Source organism: Coprobacter fastidiosus (genome assembly GCF_030296935.1).
Taxonomy (GTDB): domain Bacteria; phylum Bacteroidota; class Bacteroidia; order Bacteroidales; family Coprobacteraceae; genus Coprobacter; species Coprobacter fastidiosus.
The window spans coordinates 2,935,895-2,952,723 of record NZ_AP028032.1; the positions used below are offsets into that span (position 1 = coordinate 2,935,895).

General features: G+C 37.2%; 14 protein-coding genes. 6 read left to right on the forward strand and 8 right to left on the reverse strand.

Annotation, left to right across the window (positions count from 1 at the left end):
* Nucleotides 1-285 precede the first annotated feature (285 nt).
* From QUE35_RS11580 to QUE35_RS11605, 6 genes are all read right to left on the reverse strand, one after another.
* Nucleotides 286-897 carry an L-threonylcarbamoyladenylate synthase gene (locus tag QUE35_RS11580; RefSeq protein WP_009319685.1) on the reverse strand — a complete coding sequence of 204 codons (612 nt, stop codon included), beginning with the start codon at nucleotides 895-897 and terminating at the stop codon, nucleotides 286-288.
* A gap of 64 nt (nucleotides 898-961) precedes the next feature.
* Complete coding sequence (locus tag QUE35_RS11585) at nucleotides 962-1,657, reverse strand: response regulator (protein WP_022390837.1); 696 nt, start codon at nucleotides 1,655-1,657, stop codon at nucleotides 962-964.
* Nucleotides 1,658-1,677: 20 nt separating this feature from the next.
* A complete protein-coding gene (locus QUE35_RS11590; RefSeq protein WP_022600753.1) occupies nucleotides 1,678-4,317 on the reverse strand; it encodes an ATP-binding protein in 2,640 nt (879 codons plus the stop codon).
* Between the two features lie 171 nt (nucleotides 4,318-4,488).
* A complete protein-coding gene (locus QUE35_RS11595) occupies nucleotides 4,489-5,706 on the reverse strand; it encodes a bifunctional 3,4-dihydroxy-2-butanone-4-phosphate synthase/GTP cyclohydrolase II (RefSeq protein WP_122329731.1) in 1,218 nt (405 codons plus the stop codon).
* 71 nt (nucleotides 5,707-5,777) lie between these two features.
* Entirely contained in the window at nucleotides 5,778-7,688 is a 1,911-nt protein-coding gene (locus QUE35_RS11600) for an LptF/LptG family permease (RefSeq protein ID WP_031258403.1), read from the reverse strand.
* Between the two features lie 198 nt (nucleotides 7,689-7,886).
* The gene (locus tag QUE35_RS11605) at nucleotides 7,887-8,273 is read right to left on the reverse strand and encodes an START-like domain-containing protein (RefSeq protein ID WP_009319680.1); all 387 of its coding nucleotides are present in this window, start codon (nucleotides 8,271-8,273) and stop codon (nucleotides 7,887-7,889) included.
* 821 nt (nucleotides 8,274-9,094) lie between these two features.
* Between QUE35_RS11605 and QUE35_RS11610 the strand changes: the two genes are divergently transcribed.
* Nucleotides 9,095-9,700 (forward strand): recombinase family protein, encoded by a 606-nt coding sequence (locus QUE35_RS11610; protein ID WP_229088685.1) that lies wholly within the window; start codon nucleotides 9,095-9,097, stop codon nucleotides 9,698-9,700.
* Here the strand turns inward: QUE35_RS11610 and QUE35_RS11615 are convergent.
* A complete protein-coding gene (locus QUE35_RS11615) occupies nucleotides 9,695-10,618 on the reverse strand; it encodes a hydrogen peroxide-inducible genes activator (protein ID WP_009319675.1) in 924 nt (307 codons plus the stop codon). The two genes, QUE35_RS11610 and QUE35_RS11615, sit on opposite strands and share 6 nt — an antisense overlap.
* A 115-nt stretch (nucleotides 10,619-10,733) precedes the next feature.
* Between QUE35_RS11615 and QUE35_RS11620 the strand changes: the two genes are divergently transcribed.
* The 5 genes from QUE35_RS11620 to QUE35_RS11635 all read left to right on the forward strand — a co-directional run bounded on the left by QUE35_RS11620 (nucleotide 10,734) and on the right by QUE35_RS11635 (nucleotide 14,437).
* Entirely contained in the window at nucleotides 10,734-11,438 is a 705-nt protein-coding gene (locus QUE35_RS11620; RefSeq protein WP_031258399.1) for a peroxiredoxin, read from the forward strand.
* A gap of 20 nt (nucleotides 11,439-11,458) precedes the next feature.
* A complete protein-coding gene (gene trxA, locus QUE35_RS11625; protein ID WP_022600745.1) occupies nucleotides 11,459-11,818 on the forward strand; it encodes a thioredoxin in 360 nt (119 codons plus the stop codon).
* Between the two features lie 174 nt (nucleotides 11,819-11,992).
* Nucleotides 11,993-12,409, forward strand: coding sequence for a DUF8440 family protein (locus tag QUE35_RS13765; protein ID WP_506419449.1), 417 nt, complete (start codon nucleotides 11,993-11,995; stop codon nucleotides 12,407-12,409).
* 354 nt (nucleotides 12,410-12,763) lie between these two features.
* Entirely contained in the window at nucleotides 12,764-13,216 is a 453-nt protein-coding gene (locus tag QUE35_RS11630) for a hypothetical protein (RefSeq protein ID WP_031258397.1), read from the forward strand.
* 6 nt (nucleotides 13,217-13,222) lie between these two features.
* Nucleotides 13,223-14,437: a sodium ion-translocating decarboxylase subunit beta gene (locus QUE35_RS11635; RefSeq protein ID WP_009319670.1), complete on the forward strand. Its 1,215-nt coding sequence runs from the start codon at nucleotides 13,223-13,225 to the stop codon at nucleotides 14,435-14,437.
* Between the two features lie 67 nt (nucleotides 14,438-14,504).
* Here the strand turns inward: QUE35_RS11635 and QUE35_RS11640 are convergent, their stop codons facing one another.
* Complete coding sequence (locus QUE35_RS11640; RefSeq protein WP_022600738.1) at nucleotides 14,505-16,811, reverse strand: glycoside hydrolase family 2 protein; 2,307 nt, start codon at nucleotides 16,809-16,811, stop codon at nucleotides 14,505-14,507.
* Nucleotides 16,812-16,829 lie beyond the last annotated feature (18 nt).

Consider the following 16,829-nt stretch of genomic DNA (forward strand, 5'->3'; position numbering starts at 1 on the left):
AAGTAATTGTTTTAGGATGTGAATCCATCAAAGCATGTTATTTTATTTACTCTTAGACACCTTATGAAGAATAGTGAATTGACTTCCGGCTTCGGATCTGAAAAACTTCTTATACAAAAGGCTTCGATGTCAATCGAAGTCTTTTGTTTTTGAGAATATTTTTCTGTTTTTGTGAGTATGATGGCAGCTTATCTGACGAAAGAAAATTCAAAGAAGAATTAAGTATTTGTCCGGATTATTTTATCGGAGACTTTAAACAGAATTTAAAGGTTAAGTATCATTGGGTTACCAAATCAATTTTCCTTTCCCTTCACGGACGATGAATGCATCGTCTTCGCTACAATCGACAATAGTAGAAGCCTCTATGCCTCCATATCCCCCATTGATGACAATATCGACGTCATTTTCATATTTTTCTGCAATGAGTTCGGGATCAGTAGTATATTCCAGAATCTCGTCTTCATCACGTATTGAAGTTGTTAGTACTGGATTTTCCAACTGATGTACGATTTCCCGAATTATAGAATTGTCAGGGACACGAATTCCCACTGTTTTACGGTTTTTGTAAATCTTTGGAAGATTGGAGTGAGTAGGCAGTATGAATGTAAACGGACCCGGTAGATTTTTTTTCATCAATTTGAAATGTTCGTTGTTTACTTTAGCGTATTGACTGATATTGCTGAGATCATAGCAAATGATCGATAGATTGACTTTTTGAGGATTAATGCCTTTTAGGCGGCATATTCGTTCAACGGCACGAACATTAAGAGCGTCACATCCGATCGCATATACAGTGTCTGTCGGATATACTATCAGTCCTCCTTCTTTGAGGACATTAACCACTTTGTTTATTTCTTTTGGATTCGGGTTTTCCGGATATATTTTGATAACTTCCATGATAAAACTGTATATATTGTTTGTTATTGACCGTGATTGGAAACAGAGGTTTATAAGGAATTGTTTATTTCTCTGTCTGTTCACTGAAGCGATACCCTATTCCTGATTCTGTAAGAATAAATGCCGGGAAAGAAGGATCGTTTTCGATCTTTTTTCTTAATTGAGCTATAAATACTCGTAAATATTGAGGTTGGCTCTGATAGGCTACGCCCCATACTTCTTTTAGCAAATATTGATGAGTAAGGACTTTCCCTGCATTTTGTGCCATTAGAGACAATATCGAAAATTCAGTACTTGTCAATTTTATAATTTCGTTTTTCTTTTTTACGCAATGGTTTAGCATATCTATGGTTAAATCGCCGAATGAGAGAATTGCCGATTGGTCTTTTTCTTCCCGAATAGAACGTATTGCCGACCGGATGCGGGCTAATAACTCGCCATTATGAAACGGTTTGGTCAGATAATCATTCGCTCCAGAGTCAAGGGCTTTTACAATCTCTTCTTCATGCGTGCGTGCAGATAAAATGATAATGGGATTTTTATACCACTCTCGTAGTTTTCGCAGAACAGATTGTCCGTCTTCATCTGGTAATCCGAGATCGAGAATAATCAATGTCGGAGAATGCATGGCGGCGGCCATTAATCCTTCTTTGGCATTAGAGGCAACCAATACTTTATATTTGCTCATTTCCAAAGTAATGCTCAATAAGCGTCGTATCTGTACTTCGTCGTCTATAATCAGGATACTGTTATTGTTCATGTTATATGTATTAGTAAAAATCAAAAATTATCTATCAAAGGTAACATACTGGGAATACGGATGAAAATATTTGCTCCTTTTCCGGTAACATTACTGGCTTCTACCTGACCTTTGTGGATATCTATGTATCCTTTGACAATGGATAATCCGAGACCCGATCCTCCTGTAATTCCCGATTCACCCCGGTAGAATTTGTTGAAGATGTAGGGTAAATCTTTGTCTGCAAATCCTTTCCCGTAGTCGGTAATAGATATGCAGAAATTTGTTCCGTCGTGCTGGAAATCTAATTCGATCAATGTATGAGACGGGACATATACTGTGATATTGTATAATAAATTGTACAACACCTGTTCGATGAGTCCGAAATCAATGCGTACCAAAGGCATATCGTCCGGAATATTTATAGAAAGATCATATTCTTTTAGTTCGTTTTTGAGTAACCCGGTTACCGAATTTACAAGATCATGTACATCGTACCAGTCGAAACGAGGAGAAAGCCTGCCGGAATCTAATCTCGACATACTGAGCAGATTCTCGATAAGCCGGTGTAGTCTTTGGGCAGCCATATAAATTTCTTCACCTATATCCTTGCTGATACCTTGTTCTATCTCTTTCAAGGTTTCAGAAGCAGAAAGAATCGAGGTTACCGGAATACGTAATTCATGAGATATAGAGTTGAAAAGAGTCTTATACAATCGGTCTGATTCGCTTAATATAGAGGCTTGTCTGGCCATATCGTTCAAATATTCCCGTTCAAGTGCATTTGAGATTTGCCTTTTCAACGTAAGCCACAGTAGCTCTTCTTCGGCATCGAATAATTTTTTAAATTCGAGAACGACGACTCCCATTTTCATTTTAAGGCTGTTGAGCGGATAGAATGTGTGTTCTTCATGCATATAATTTTCTGTTGACTTACCAGCTTGTTTCCCCTTGTCAAAAACCCATTGTGCAACTTTAAACTCATTGCTGGTAAGTGTGAAATTACTGTGAGGCGAGGTAGAATTGCTTAATCCTCCTTTATTGTTTTTCAAGATAAATGCACATTTTAGTTTGAAGCTATCGTTGATAGCTTTTGCTGATATTTCGAGAATCGAGTTAATTCCGCTGGCGGTACTAAGGTGTTTTGAAAAATTAAACATGGTGTTTGATATCCGTTCTCTTTTTCGGCTTTGCTGTTCTTGTTTTCTTAATCGGGTAGCCAACATGATATTGATAAACGGGATAGCAAGGAACATAAAAAATTGTAGCCAGTCGTCAGGAGAGGAAAGGGATGGTGTGCCGTAAGGGATAGTAAAGAATATATCATATACTCCTGCACTCAGCAAAGCCGATAAAAGGATCGGTCCGGTTGAGAAATAGATAGACTGTAATGCAAGAATAATAAGGAATATGTATCCGGATGATACTTCACTTACCATTCCGATAAAGGGACTCAGTATGGCTACTGCAGATAATGTTATTGTCGCCGATTTTATATAGTTCCAGATCGAGGTCTTGAACCCCGATGTATTGATTTGGAAAAATTTCTTTTTCCGCTCAAGAATACTCTCGTTCGAAAGAATGTAAATATCGAGATTCTTACATTTGGAGATAAGACGATCCAGTTCGCTTCGTCTGAAAATTCGCTTTATATATTTTTCGTTCGGAAGTCTCTCGAAAATTAAATGTGTAATTTTTTCGATACGGATTACATCCAGCATGCTCGATACCCAGTTCTCACCTGTTGACCGGATAACAAATACACCTAATCGGTAGGCCATGCTGATGTTTTTATTGAGTTGTTCTTGTTCTTTATTTGTCAGTTGTCCTGTAGAGTCGAAATATACGGCATAGAGAGGAACCCCTAAGGTGTAGGATAGATTTTTTGATCTTCGGATAAAACTTTCCATATGCGGACTTTCATTAATGGAGATCAATAATTTTACTCCGGTAATAGTGTCTTCTTGCATATGGTGCTCATAAAGGTACTGGCGTTGTTTTTCATTTCGGCGGAATGCCATCATTTGTTTGCAAAGGCGTTGTAACAAATGCAGGTTCTTGATCGAAAAAAATGCTTTTCGATAATGCTCTCCTAAATGTTGGTCGAGATAGATACTTTTGTCGAGAAATCGTTTTGCTATTTCTTGGGGAGACGCATCTATATAATGCACCTTTTCTGCCAGCTCGAATAGAATATCCGGAACGGTACATGTAGTGTAATATTCGGTATTTTCCTGAACAGAATAGGCTTTGCTTTCTAATTGCAGTACACTTAGAGTTGTATATACGTGTATTCCGTCGTCGAGCAGTTCCTCTATATCTTGATGTCGATGTTTATGTCGGCTGCCGTTGGGATTTTGATGGGCCATTTCATCTATCAGAACAATTTGAGGATCGCGTTTGATTATATAGTCGAGATTTATTTCTCCGTTCTTTTTTAGTGGGATTTGCTCTATTTGTGCCGCTAACCGTTCTATCTCTTTGTTTCCGTGCGAGTTATAATTTGCCAGAACGACATCGAAACCGTCTTTTATCAAATGGATACCTTCTTGTAGCATCAAGTGGGTTTTCCCTATACCCATACACATTCCGAAGAACAAGGTTAGTTGTCCTTTTGTTTTTCGCTCAGGGTTGAGTAAGCTGAGTCTCTTTTGAGGTTTGAATCGAAAAACTTTATTCATAAAAAGACATATTTTATCTCGGAATGTTTAACAAAATAAAAAAAGATCTTTGATCTCTCAAAATAATAAAGAGGGAAAATGTTAGCCTGTTTAAATTTTCCGATAAAGAAATATCAACGGCGACATCTGTTTTTTATGGATGCCGCCGTTGATATATGATTTTTAGTGATTTTATTTTATTTTATGCAGATCATGTCCCATACGTTCTTTTTTTGTCTTCATATAGAACATGTTATATGGGTTTGGTTCTACTTCGATCGGTATATTCTCCACGATCTCCAGTCCATAACCTTTTAATCCGATGCGTTTTATAGGATTGTTGGTCATTAATTTCATTTTACGGACTCCTAATTCGCGAAGTATATTAGCCCCTACGCCATAATCCCGTTCATCGGCTTTGAATCCGAGATGAAGGTTAGCATCTACCGTATCTAAACCTTCTTCTTGTAGTTTATAAGCTTTCATTTTATTCATAAGACCTATACCTCTACCTTCTTGATTCATGTATACGATGACACCTTTTCCTTCTTTTTCGATCATTTCCATCGCTTTGTGCAATTGTTCTCCACATTCGCACCGTTTTGAACCGAATATATCTCCTGTCATGCAGGATGAATGGACTCGTACTAATATTGGCTCGTCCGGTTTCCATTCTCCTTTTATAAGGGCGATGTGTTCGAGTCCGTTGGAAACTTGTCTGAACGGGATTAATCTGAAATGTCCGTATGCCGTAGGCATATTTACTTCTACGCCTTTTTCGACAATCGATTCTTCTTTTAAACGATAGGCGATGAGGTCTTTGATACAGATGATCTTGATGCCGAATTTTCGGGAGACTTCCATTAATTGAGGGAGACGAGCCATTGTCCCGTCTTCATTAATGATCTCTATCAATGCCCCTGCCGGATACAAACCTGCCAAACGAGCTAAGTCTACGGCAGCCTCGGTATGTCCGGATCTGCGCAATACTCCTCTGGAGCGGGCACGAAGAGGGTTTACATGTCCCGGACGTCCTAAATCTGACGGTTTTGTTTTCGGATCGGCTAATGCCCGGATTGTTTCAGCTCGGTCGAACATAGAAACACCTGTTGTGCATCCGCCTCCTAATTTATCGACCGTTATGGTAAAAGGGGTTTCGTGTATCGATGTATTGTTTGTAACCTGCATGTTCAGATCTAACTCTTCACACCGCTCTTCTGTTATCGGGGCACATAATACCCCACGTCCATGTGTGAGCATGAAATTAACTTTTTCCGGAGTTATTTTTTCTGCTGCAATGATGAAATCTCCTTCATTTTCCCGGTCTTCATCATCGACAACGATAATAAATTTTCCCTCCCGAAAATCTTCTATCGCTTCTTCTATCGTGTTTAGTTTTATTTCATTCATAATCTTTGTATTTAATATTCCGGATGAACAGACACCGGAATGGGTAAATTCGAAAAAAGGAAATTCTTAAATTATTGAATTTCGGATTTTTGCTCTGTTTCTCGGATAATAGCAAGAACTTCTTGATTTGTTTTTTGTATAGTTTGTAATTCTTGCCTTAATCGGTGTTGTTCCCAGCAACCGACCAGATATATAGGTATGGATATAGGAAATAAAACAGTCATGACAATTCCTATCCATCGTATTCGACATGGCTGGTATAGTAGCAGCATGCGAAGAACCGGATAATTTATCAGTTTACTTATTAATATTTGAGATCGAGTATTTTGAGCATATTCTACCCAATTGTCAACTTCTGTTTTTAGAGAACGGAGTAAATGCTTATCATAACCTTGCGTCCAGTACTGATAGTAAGATTGTCGTTTCTTACCAGTATTTTTTTGCATTCGGTCACAGAGAATGCCTATTTGTTCTATTCGTTTTTCTGCTTCATTTATATCGACTTCATCTATTATTACTTCTTTCATAGTAATATGGCGGGTTTCTTTTTTACCGATCAGTTTATAAATGAAGTTTATATAAAGGTCTTTATTGAAAACATCTGCATCGTTGACGGCTTTATAGGTGAGGAAAATGCCTAATGGTAATAATACTGCAGAACTTAGCCACATGCCCTCCCATACTTCCCAACGGCCATCTCTCGCCATTTTATATCCGGAGTTGTCTATGATGTAGTAAAATATAAATAATAATACCGATACAACAACCGGAGTTCCCAACCCGCCTTTCCGGATGATTGCACCTAAAGGAGCTCCGATAAAGAAAAAAATCAGGCATGCAAAAGAAAGAGTGAATTTTTTGTGCATTTCCATTTCGTGACGACGTATGATTCGTTGGTCTCCATCAGAAAGTATACTTTTGTATTCGTAGTCTTGGCGTACGGTTTCGGCTCTTGAAACAGCTCGGTTCAGCATTGATTCTCTTTGTTGTAGAGATGCCGATGCGTATATGCTGTCTATATTAATAGTTGGGGGTGCTGATCGTTCTTTGTAGGTGCTATCTCGTCGTTCATTGTTATACAATGTAAAATATCCGGAGTTTATGAGCTCTTTTCCAAAACTGTTGCCGATACTGTCTGTTCTTAAAGTCATGGAGTCGATAGAAGTTCGCAATTCGTGCATGTCTTTACCGATGTATTGATTTTGCATTACTCCGTCATCCATACGGTTAAATCCGGCATCAAATGGTATTAGGATTTCTTTTGTCGAAAAAGTTTCACGCCGATAAGGAACACTATTTACAGCTGTTCTTTGACTTTTCAGATTTTCAAAAGATTCGCCGCTGTATAGGGTAAGGAATAAGTATTGTTTATCTTCGGTCAATTTGAGTTTTCCTGAATCGGCCAGAATGACCATTGCGTTATCGAAACCACCTGATAAATCATAAATCATCATATCTCTCATCATCCCGGTTTTTCTGTCTTTTTCTTTGACATAAAGGTTATAGCCGTTGATCTGATCGTAAAAAACACCTTCAGGAATGTCCAACTCAGGAGACTTTTGCCGTATCGAGTAGAGTAGAGTGTACATTTTTACCTGAGCTTTCGGAAGTATGTCATTTTGAAAAAAGAAAGCTCCAATAGCTATCAAGGCAACTACTATGACTAAAGGACGCATGACATGTAGAAGCGATACTCCGGCAGCTTTTATTGCCAACAATTCGAGTCGTTCACCTAAATTTCCGAAAGTCATTAAAGATGCCAGCAGTAATGCTAACGGGAGTGACATCGGTACCATAGACACTGCTGCATAAAAGAATAACTCGGCAAGTACAGGCATCTCTATTCCTTTCCCGACCAGTTCATCGACATATCTCCATAAAAATTGCATAAGAATAATAAACAAGCAAATGAAGAATGTCATTAGAAACAAGGGCAAGAATGTTTGTAAGATAAAGAGATATAATCTTTTGATACGAAACATACTTTTAACTTTGTGTCGCAAAAGTAGTGCAAAAAAACGAATTTAGGATATTAAGCATTCATAAAAACCATTTATTGTAAATACTTTGAAAAAGCACTTATGAATAAAATGCAGAAAGATACTTTTAATTAAGCTACGTATATTATACAGAATATCTGGAGAGCACGTGACACAGATATTCTGTATAATTAAATCTTTTTATGCTCCCAGCCGTTGTCTGAGAGAAGATATTTGTCTGTTCCACAAATCGATACTATCCCGTTTTTCATCAGGATAGGCATAATCGGTAATTTCGAGAATAACATCTCCTGTCAATTCTATTACATTGATGCGGAATTCAAAATATGATTTCGTATCGACATCTTCTTCATCCCAACGAAATCGAATAAATACTCCGGAACGATATCCGATCTGATGAGCTGTTTGAGGCATTTTATTCCAAAAGAACGTATATTCTTTTCCGTCTGCAGTAACGGTATCTGCAAACCAATCTGCTAGTCCGTTGACAGTACCTACATATGTCCATAGGACAGAAGGGGATACATTGTTCAGACTGTACTCGATGATGTACTTTTCCTTATTCATGTGCATTAGATTTATGAGTGTTTTGGTGCTAATATATAAATAAATTTTTATCTGACATGAATTTCTGTTTTTTTTATTCTGTTTTTTTGAAAATGCCGATCTTTTCTATCTAATTATTATACTTTAAAAAGTGCATTATGTAATAAGATTTGATTGGCATTAAATAATCTCCGGCTTAAAGTAAAAAATTAAAAGTCTATGTTTAAATATCCCGATTCCCATCGTGATATCAGCTTAGGTGTGTGTTATAGTTGCCGGAGATTATTGTTTTCATATGGGAAGTATTATGTCTGTTTCTTGAAATTGTTGAGAAAAAGAATAGATTATTAAAATAATGAAGATTATCAGTATAACGGCAAAGAAAATGATCATCAGTATATTTTCGAGTTTCTCATTTTCTCGATTAATATATCCGTCTTCATTTGTTCTGAATAGCCATTTTTTTATATCCATAGTCTGAACATCTTTTTTTACTTCATGATAGTTTGACTTATTTTAAATATTTGGTTTAATTTTATTTGTGTAAAATTATAAGTGTCGATTTAATCGTTCGTTAAATTTGTATTCATAATATCTTGTTATTTAAGTAATTATATTTTTGATTGGTAAATTATATAATTCTTGCAACTTACTGATAATAATTATTTTAAAGAAATATTTTCTTGTTTTATGATAAAATTCTATCTTTATGCGTGAAATGTCGGTTAAGATGAACGTCTTAACCGACATTTTTTTGTTGATTTTGTTTCTCATGGATGTTGGAGTTTATAAATAGAACTATAAATATGTTGCGTTGTTTTTATTATAATCTCAAATTAATTATGAGTATGGTATTTGCATATCTGCGAGTAAGTACTGGCAAGCAACATTTAGAAAATCAGATGAAAGAAATCGAGAAATTTGCATCTCGCAAAGGCTTGGTTATAGATGTATGGATAAAAGAGGTGGTTAGTGGTAAAAAGAATGAGAAATTCAGGGCTTTAGGAAAACTGAAGAGAAAGGTGAAAAAGGGTGATATTATTATCATTACTGAAATTTCTCGATTAAGTAGAACTCTTCATGAAGTGATGTCTATATTGGGCTATTTTCTGGATACCGGGGTTTTATTGTATAGTACGAAAGATGGTTTTGAGTTTGACGATAGTATCAGTAGTCAGGTAATGGCGTTTGCTTTTGGATTGGCAGCTCAGATCGAGCATAAACTTATTTCTCAGCGCACGCGTGAGGCTCTTGCTGTTCGGAAAGCAGCAGGAATGCAACTGGGAAGAAAAAAAGGTGATAATTATAAACAGAGATCTTTGTTGGAACATAAAAAACAGATACGGGAGATGCTTCAGCAGGGAGTCTCTATTTCTAATATATGTCGGCATTTTAATATATGTCGGGATACTTTTTATGCTTTCAAAAAAAATGGTGGTTTATTATAGTTTGATCGAGAATTTTTTTAAATGCTCATCGAGCATGTGCTCCGGGATGATTTTTTTGATCGTATCGGCTACGGCATTGATGATTCGTTCTTTGATATAGTCGTTGCGGATAATTATCGATATTTCTCGAATGGCAGGAGGCGATGTAATGTCTTTGATATTTGCTTTTTGAGTTTCTGATAGCAACGGTAAATGAAGCTCGGGAATAACAGTATAGCCTCCATTGCTATCAACTATTCTGATTAAAGTTTCTATACTTCCGGCTTCATAAGTCGTATTGTGTGTTGACGATTTGCCGCAAAAGTTAAATATTTGTTTCCTGAAACAATGCCCTTCCTGGAGTACCCACAGATGTTCCATCGGCATGTCTGTTGCACTTAGGCCGGTATTTTTGCGAGGTTCATCGGGAGAGAAGTATGCAACGAACTTTTCATAGTATATGGGTATCTCCAAAAGACCGTTCTGGTCGATAGGAGTCGAGACGATCGCCATATCCAACAATGAATTTTTGAGATTGTAAATGATATTGTCGGTTTTCATTTCTGAGATGGAGAGGGCGACATCTGGATAGTCTTTTTTAAATATAGATATGAACTGAGGAACTAAATACGGTGCAATTGTGGGTATAATTCCGATTCTGATGTTCCCAGAAAGAGTTTTTGTTTCGTTGTGAACCATTTCCTCTATTCTGTGAATTTCGTGTAATGCGACTTCTGCTTGGCGGATAATTCTTTCTCCGGTTTTGGTCGGTTCTATCGGATGTTTGTTTCGGTCGAATATTTTCACGTTCAACTCGTCCTCGAGTTTTTGTATCATCGTACTTAATGTGGGTTGTGTAACTCCGCATTCTTCAGAAGCCTTTACAAAATGGCGATACCTGTTTACCGCCACAATATACTCCATCTGTTGTATTGTCATATTTTAATAGATTTTATAAATACAAAGATAGATAATATCTGTTTGATTTATGTGTATCCGTATGATATCTTTGTCATACATAAAAGAAATATTCATTAAAAAAATAGATATAATTATGGAAAATCAAGTGAACGTAATGCCGAGAATCGGTGAAAAGGCTCCTTCTTTTGAAGCTGTAACTACTCAGGGTAAAATTAACTTCCCATCGGATTATGCCGGAAAATGGATTATATTGTTTAGTCATCCGGCAGATTTTACGCCGGTTTGTACTTCGGAATTTATGACATTCGGTAAAATGTCAAAAGAATTTGAGGATTTGAATTGCCAACTGGTCGGACTTTCTGTTGACGGTTTGTATAGCCATATTGCGTGGCTTCGTACTATCAAGGATAAAATCGATTATAAGGGAATGAAAAATATTGAAATTAAGTTCCCGCTTATCGAAGATATAACGATGAATGTGGCTAAACTTTATGGAATGATTCAGCCCGGTGAAAGCTCTACTTCTGCTGTCCGTGCAGTATTTTTTATCGATCCTCAAGGGACTATTCGTACGATTATGTATTACCCGTTGTCGTTAGGACGTAATTTCGATGAAATAAAGAGAGTTCTTGTCGGTTTACAGACAGCGGATAATTTTGGCGTCGCTCTTCCTGCAGACTGGCGTCCGGGAGATGATGTTATTGTTCCTACTGCGGGATCGTGTGGTGTCGCGAAAGAACGGATGGAGAGCCATGATAAAAACCTTCATTGTTATGATTGGTTTTTCTGTACAAAAAAACTTTCGAAAGAGAGTGTTGAAAGTAAGTTAGGTAAATAAATTAAAAGAAAGGTATAATTATGTCGGTAATTCATCTGAGTGAGAAAGAATTCTCAGAAAAGGTAGTGAATATTGAAACTATTTCCTCGCAATGGAAATATAAAGGTGATAAACCTGCGTTAATAGATTTTTTTGCAACATGGTGCGGTCCGTGCAAGGCTTTGAGTCCTATTCTTGAAGAATTGGCTGAGGAATATAAGGATCGGATCTATATTTATAAGATAGATGTAGATAAAGAAGAAAAGTTATCCGAAATTTTTGGTATTCGAACTGTCCCGACTTTATTGTTCTCACCTTTAAAGGGTGACCCCTATATGACTTCGGGAGTAATTCCGAAACATGAACTGAAAAAGAAGATAGAAGAAATACTGTTGAAATAGGTTGTCTTATCTATGGTTTATGTTTTTAGAAACCGGTCGCATTGCAAATGGCAAAATGCGACCGATTTTTTTATTGTTTGTAGTATGATTCTGTGAAATCGTATTATTGTTGAAATAAAAAAATGTGATAATGCTGATCTTGTAAATATTATTATTAAGTTTGTAGTAATTATGATGAAATACCTGATAAGCATATTGTTCTGTATTGCTCTTTTATCGTTGTCAGATAACAATACGGAGGAACATTTGGTCAGATTTGTGTCCGATGAGTCTGTTTTGTGCCAAGGTGCAGTCGGGAATATGTCTTTTATCAAGGATTCTCTATCTTACTCAAATAGAAGTGCTGATATTGAAAGTCATTTTGTATTATTCGATACCGGTATATGCGGAGTATTTTTTCCTGTGTACTCTTATTCCAGAAAAATAGAAAACCCCACTATTATTAAATTTATTTCTACTAAGAATTTTCGCTTACTTATAAGAAATGCCGGGTTTAATAATAAAAAAGCGATAACAGACTTTTCTAATTTTATTTTGTTTAAGTCTTCGTATCGTTTTTTTGTATATACATTAAGGCAAATATTGATTTAGCTGTTTCTTATTCTTTCCTATATATGAACTTGCTTAGATTCTTCAATAAAGAAAATCTGTCAACTCTTCTTTGTGTTTTCTTTCGGTCCGTTTCTTGTTTCTGTACGTTAGGCAACTTATGTGTGTTATAGAAATAAAAAAATGTCCTTGGAAATATTCCTTAAAAGAGTTCCGTATAAAGTTTAGGCAAGTTCTCAATCTCTTTTTTGGAGGTGATCTTCTTGATTGCAGTAGATTATGCGTTTGTGGATTAACTTAAGGATTTGCTGTGCGTGAAGATTATCCTTGAGATGAATTTTTATCTCTATAATATTATTGAATAGTCACATCCTTACTTTAAATTATTAATATGCTATGATACATTTGTTATTGTCTACATTGGAAATGGTGGTACTTACTTTTGTAATAGGCTTTTTTGTTGCAGGAGTAATAAAGTTTATTGCTATTTGGGCCGATTCTATGGATTTTTATAGTTCTCATCAAGATGTGATAATTCGTTTGAAAAGATTGCGAAAGTTGCATCAGAAAGTTGCGCGACTTGTAGAGCAGGAAGCCATGAAAAATTATAAGTTTTACGGGGATAGACGGGGAGAATTTAGTCGGGGAATAAATGAAGATACCGCAGATGTGCGTAAAGCTGGATATTATCATGGTGTCAGTCATGGTGCTTCTAAAATGGATTTGTTGGATTATTATTATCCTGAAGATACGCAGTTGATGTACTTTAAAAAACATGAACAATATAAGGAAGAACAAGAAGGTGGTTTGAATAAAAGAAATGATACTTCTAGGGAAGATAACAGATAAATATTTATGGAAAATATTGATTTTTTTACTTTGTTCCAAGGATTTGGGACAATGGCTGCAGGAGGATGGATACTGGCTGCAGCACGATTATTTTTGATATTTCTCGGTTTTTTACTTGTCTATTTGGGTTGGAAAGGTATTCTCGAGCCTATGGTGATGATACCGATGGGATTGGGGATGATTGCAATTAATTGCGGTACTTTATTTATGCCTGACGGAGTTTTGGGTAATTTGTTTCTTGATCCGATGCTTTCGGATACGGATGATTTGATGAATATGATGCAAATAGATTTTCTGCAGCCGGTATATACTCTTACGTTCAGTAACGGGCTGATTGCTTGTTTTGTTTTCATGGGCATAGGAACTTTGTTGGATGTCAGTTTTCTACTTCAGAAACCGTTTACTAGTTTATTTTTGGCTTTGTGTGCAGAACTTGGAACATTTTTGACATTGCCTATAGCATCCGCTTTCGGGCTGTCTTTTAAAGAAAGTGCTTCTGTTGCAATGGTCGGCGGTGCAGACGGACCTATGGTTCTGTTTACCTCTTTGATGTTGGCGAAGCATCTTTTTGTCCCTATAACGGTAGTCGCTTATTTGTATTTGGGATTGACTTATGGCGGGTATCCTTATCTTGTGAAATTAATGGTCCCCAAGCGTTTGCGTGCTATTAAAATGACGACTAAAAAAGCCCCTAAAAATTATGATGCTAAAGTAAAACTTGCATTTGCTGCGATATTATGCGCTGTCTTATGTTTCTTGTTCCCGGTAGCTTCGCCTCTTTTCTTTTCATTGTTTTTAGGAGTTGCTGTACGTGAGTCGGGAATGAAGCATATCTATGATTTTGTCAGCGGACCTTTATTGTATGGCTCTACCTTCATGCTCGGTTTATTGTTGGGCGTTTTATGTGATGCGAAATTATTGCTTGATCCTAAAATATTAAAATTGCTGGTTTTGGGTATTGCGGCTTTGTTGTTGTCTGGTATCGGTGGCATTTTGGGCGGATATATAATGTACTTTATAAAGAGAGGTAATTATAATCCGGTGATAGGTATTGCAGCTGTGAGCTGTGTCCCTACTACAGCGAAAGTCGCACAGAAAATCGTCAGTAAAGAAAATCCCGATTCTTTTGTTTTAGGAGATGCATTGGGTGCAAATATTTCGGGAGTGATAACATCGGCTATCATTACGGGTATTTATATAACTATAATTCCTTATTTGTAGTCTTGTTTGTCACTATAAAAAACAGGATATTCTATAATTAGCGTATCCTGTTTTTTGTTATCAGTTATTATTCCATCTTATCCCGTAAAGATATACCTACATCGATAAAACGTCCGCCTCCGGTATCTTTACAATATACGGTAATAAGATTCTCTTTACCGATTCTCAAAGCTTTTAAAGCCTCAGGCTTGATCGGAAAATATTCATAGTCGGAGTTTGCTCTTCCGGCATTACAAGCAAGAATACCGTTGATAAATACATCGAAATTTTCATCATGCATAACTCTGAGCATAAGACGGGATATTTCGTCTTGAGAAAGTTTGGGCATGATAAATTTGCGACGTATGCAAATTCCCGTAATGGTTCTGCCCTTATTATCTTTTATTTTGCCGTCTGCGACAGGCCAAGGTGTATTCCCCTTTTTTCCGGCGGCGTTTCCGAATGCTCCCGGGCCTTCTTTCCAATCTGAATCATCGAAATTTTCTTTGTTCCAAGCTCCTTTTCTCGGACCGTATTTATATTTCCAGATTTGGGCTTCTTTTTCCGATGTCGGGACTATTTCTTTAAAATTCGGCATTTTAAACCGGAATGTATTTATTTTCGCGATTTTAGAAGCATCGACTTTAGCAATTCTGTCATACGTGAATAATCCGTTGATTTCGGTCATTATATCGGTAAGTTCTGTATAAACTACGGCAGCGAGACCGTTTTTTTCTCGCATTTTGACAATCATGTTATAAAGTTCGGCGTATTTGAAAAGAAGATCTTCCGATGTATCTACGTTAGCATATCCGCTACCTTTACCTTCGAACCACATGTGCTCCGGGACTTTCATTCCTATACCGCCGAATTCACCGCAAACGAGTACTTTCCCTTTAGCCTTTTCTTGATCCTCGACTTTAGGTTTGGGGTAAGAAGGGGCAGGGTAACTGTGTGTATCCAATATATCTCCTGAAAAAGACCATTTTCCTCCGCTTGCATCATTGACCAATCGGGTAGGGTCTTGTTTTTTGACGACTTGTACAAGACGTTCGGTATCGAATTGTCCTTGTCCTTCGTTAAATATTACCCACATAATAACAGATGGAGAATTTTTGAGGAAGTCTATCATTCCTGTAAGTTCGGTTTCAAAAGCCTTTTTGTCGATTTCCGGAGTGGGCTCATCTTTGTGACTGCCTCTATATGAATTGCAGGAGGGGGCATCTTGCCATACCATCAGTCCGAGTTTGTCGCACCAGTAGTACCAGCGGGCGGGTTCTACTTTGATGTGTTTGCGGGTGAAATTGAATCCCATTTTAATCGTTTCTTCTATGTCGAAGCGAAGGGCTTCGTCTGTGGGTGCGGTATAAATACCGTCGGGCCAGAATCCTTGATCGAGAGGACCATTCATAAAAACAGGCTCATTATTTACGAATAGACGCTTTACCCCGTTTATTTCTCCTACGGAGATTTTTCGCATACCGAAATAGCTATTGACCTTATCTGTCGGTTTGCCGTCATTTCCTAATATCGATACATTGATATCATATAGATAGGGATTTTGAGGAGACCAAAGTTTCGGATTCGGAATTTTGATCTTTATAGGACTATTGGTTTTCCCTTGAAATTTTCCAGACTTGAGTTCGACAAGCACTTTGGCATTTTTTGTATTTGACAAGACGGTAACTTCGACCTCTTTTTTATCTATATCGGGGACGATTTTGATATCTTCGATATGAGTTTCTGAGACCGGTTCAAGCCATACGGTTTGCCATATTCCGCTTGTCGGTGTGTACATGATCCCTTTTTGAATACTGTCTTGTTTCCCTCGTGGTTGTCCCCCTTTATCCGTCGGGTCATAGACACGGACTATGAGTTCATTCTTTCCGTTCGTTACGGCATCTGTTATATCGAAACTGAAAGGTAGATATCCCCCTTTGTGCAGCCCTATTTTCTTTCTGTTGATAAATACTTCTGCCTCATAATCGACTGCACCGAAATGAATCAGAATTTTTTTCCCTTTCCATTTGGATGGAATTTCAAATGTACGTCTGTACCAGAATTTGTCCAGTTGTTCCATGATTCCGGAAAGGGCGCTTTCGACGGGGAAAGGTACTAAAATATTTTCTGTGAGTTTTTTACCGAAAGGGGGCTTTTCGTTTAAATCGGCAGAACGTTGAAATTCCCATACTCCGTTGAGGTTCATCCATTCATTACGAGTCATTTGTGGACGAGGATACTCCGGATGAGGTTTTTCGATATGAACATCTTTTGCCCATTTTGTCATAATCGGTGCTTCTTTGGTTTTGAACTGGGCATGTAGTTCTGGACAAAGAAACGTAAGAACGCAACATATAGCCAGCATTCTTACTGCTTTAATTTTCTCTTTAGTCATCCTTATGAATTTTGTTAT

Excerpts from the sequence above, each read along its gene's own strand:
- QUE35_RS11580 (WP_009319685.1), bottom strand. The coding sequence starts at position 897 with ATGGAAGTTATCAAAATATATCCGGAAAACCCGAATCCAAAAGAAATA.
- QUE35_RS11585 (WP_022390837.1), bottom strand. The coding sequence starts at position 1,657 with ATGAACAATAACAGTATCCTGATTATAGACGACGAAGTACAGATACGA.
- QUE35_RS11590 (WP_022600753.1), bottom strand. The coding sequence starts at position 4,317 with ATGAATAAAGTTTTTCGATTCAAACCTCAAAAGAGACTCAGCTTACTC.
- QUE35_RS11595 (WP_122329731.1), bottom strand. The coding sequence starts at position 5,706 with ATGAATGAAATAAAACTAAACACGATAGAAGAAGCGATAGAAGATTTT.
- QUE35_RS11600 (WP_031258403.1), bottom strand. The coding sequence starts at position 7,688 with ATGTTTCGTATCAAAAGATTATATCTCTTTATCTTACAAACATTCTTG.
- QUE35_RS11605 (WP_009319680.1), bottom strand. The coding sequence starts at position 8,273 with ATGAATAAGGAAAAGTACATCATCGAGTACAGTCTGAACAATGTATCC.
- QUE35_RS11610 (WP_229088685.1), top strand. The coding sequence starts at position 9,095 with ATGAGTATGGTATTTGCATATCTGCGAGTAAGTACTGGCAAGCAACAT.
- QUE35_RS11615 (WP_009319675.1), bottom strand. The coding sequence starts at position 10,618 with ATGACAATACAACAGATGGAGTATATTGTGGCGGTAAACAGGTATCGC.
- QUE35_RS11620 (WP_031258399.1), top strand. The coding sequence starts at position 10,734 with ATGGAAAATCAAGTGAACGTAATGCCGAGAATCGGTGAAAAGGCTCCT.
- trxA (WP_022600745.1), top strand. The coding sequence starts at position 11,459 with ATGTCGGTAATTCATCTGAGTGAGAAAGAATTCTCAGAAAAGGTAGTG.
- QUE35_RS13765 (WP_506419449.1), top strand. The coding sequence starts at position 11,993 with ATGAAATACCTGATAAGCATATTGTTCTGTATTGCTCTTTTATCGTTG.
- QUE35_RS11630 (WP_031258397.1), top strand. The coding sequence starts at position 12,764 with ATGATACATTTGTTATTGTCTACATTGGAAATGGTGGTACTTACTTTT.
- QUE35_RS11635 (WP_009319670.1), top strand. The coding sequence starts at position 13,223 with ATGGAAAATATTGATTTTTTTACTTTGTTCCAAGGATTTGGGACAATG.
- QUE35_RS11640 (WP_022600738.1), bottom strand. The coding sequence starts at position 16,811 with ATGACTAAAGAGAAAATTAAAGCAGTAAGAATGCTGGCTATATGTTGC.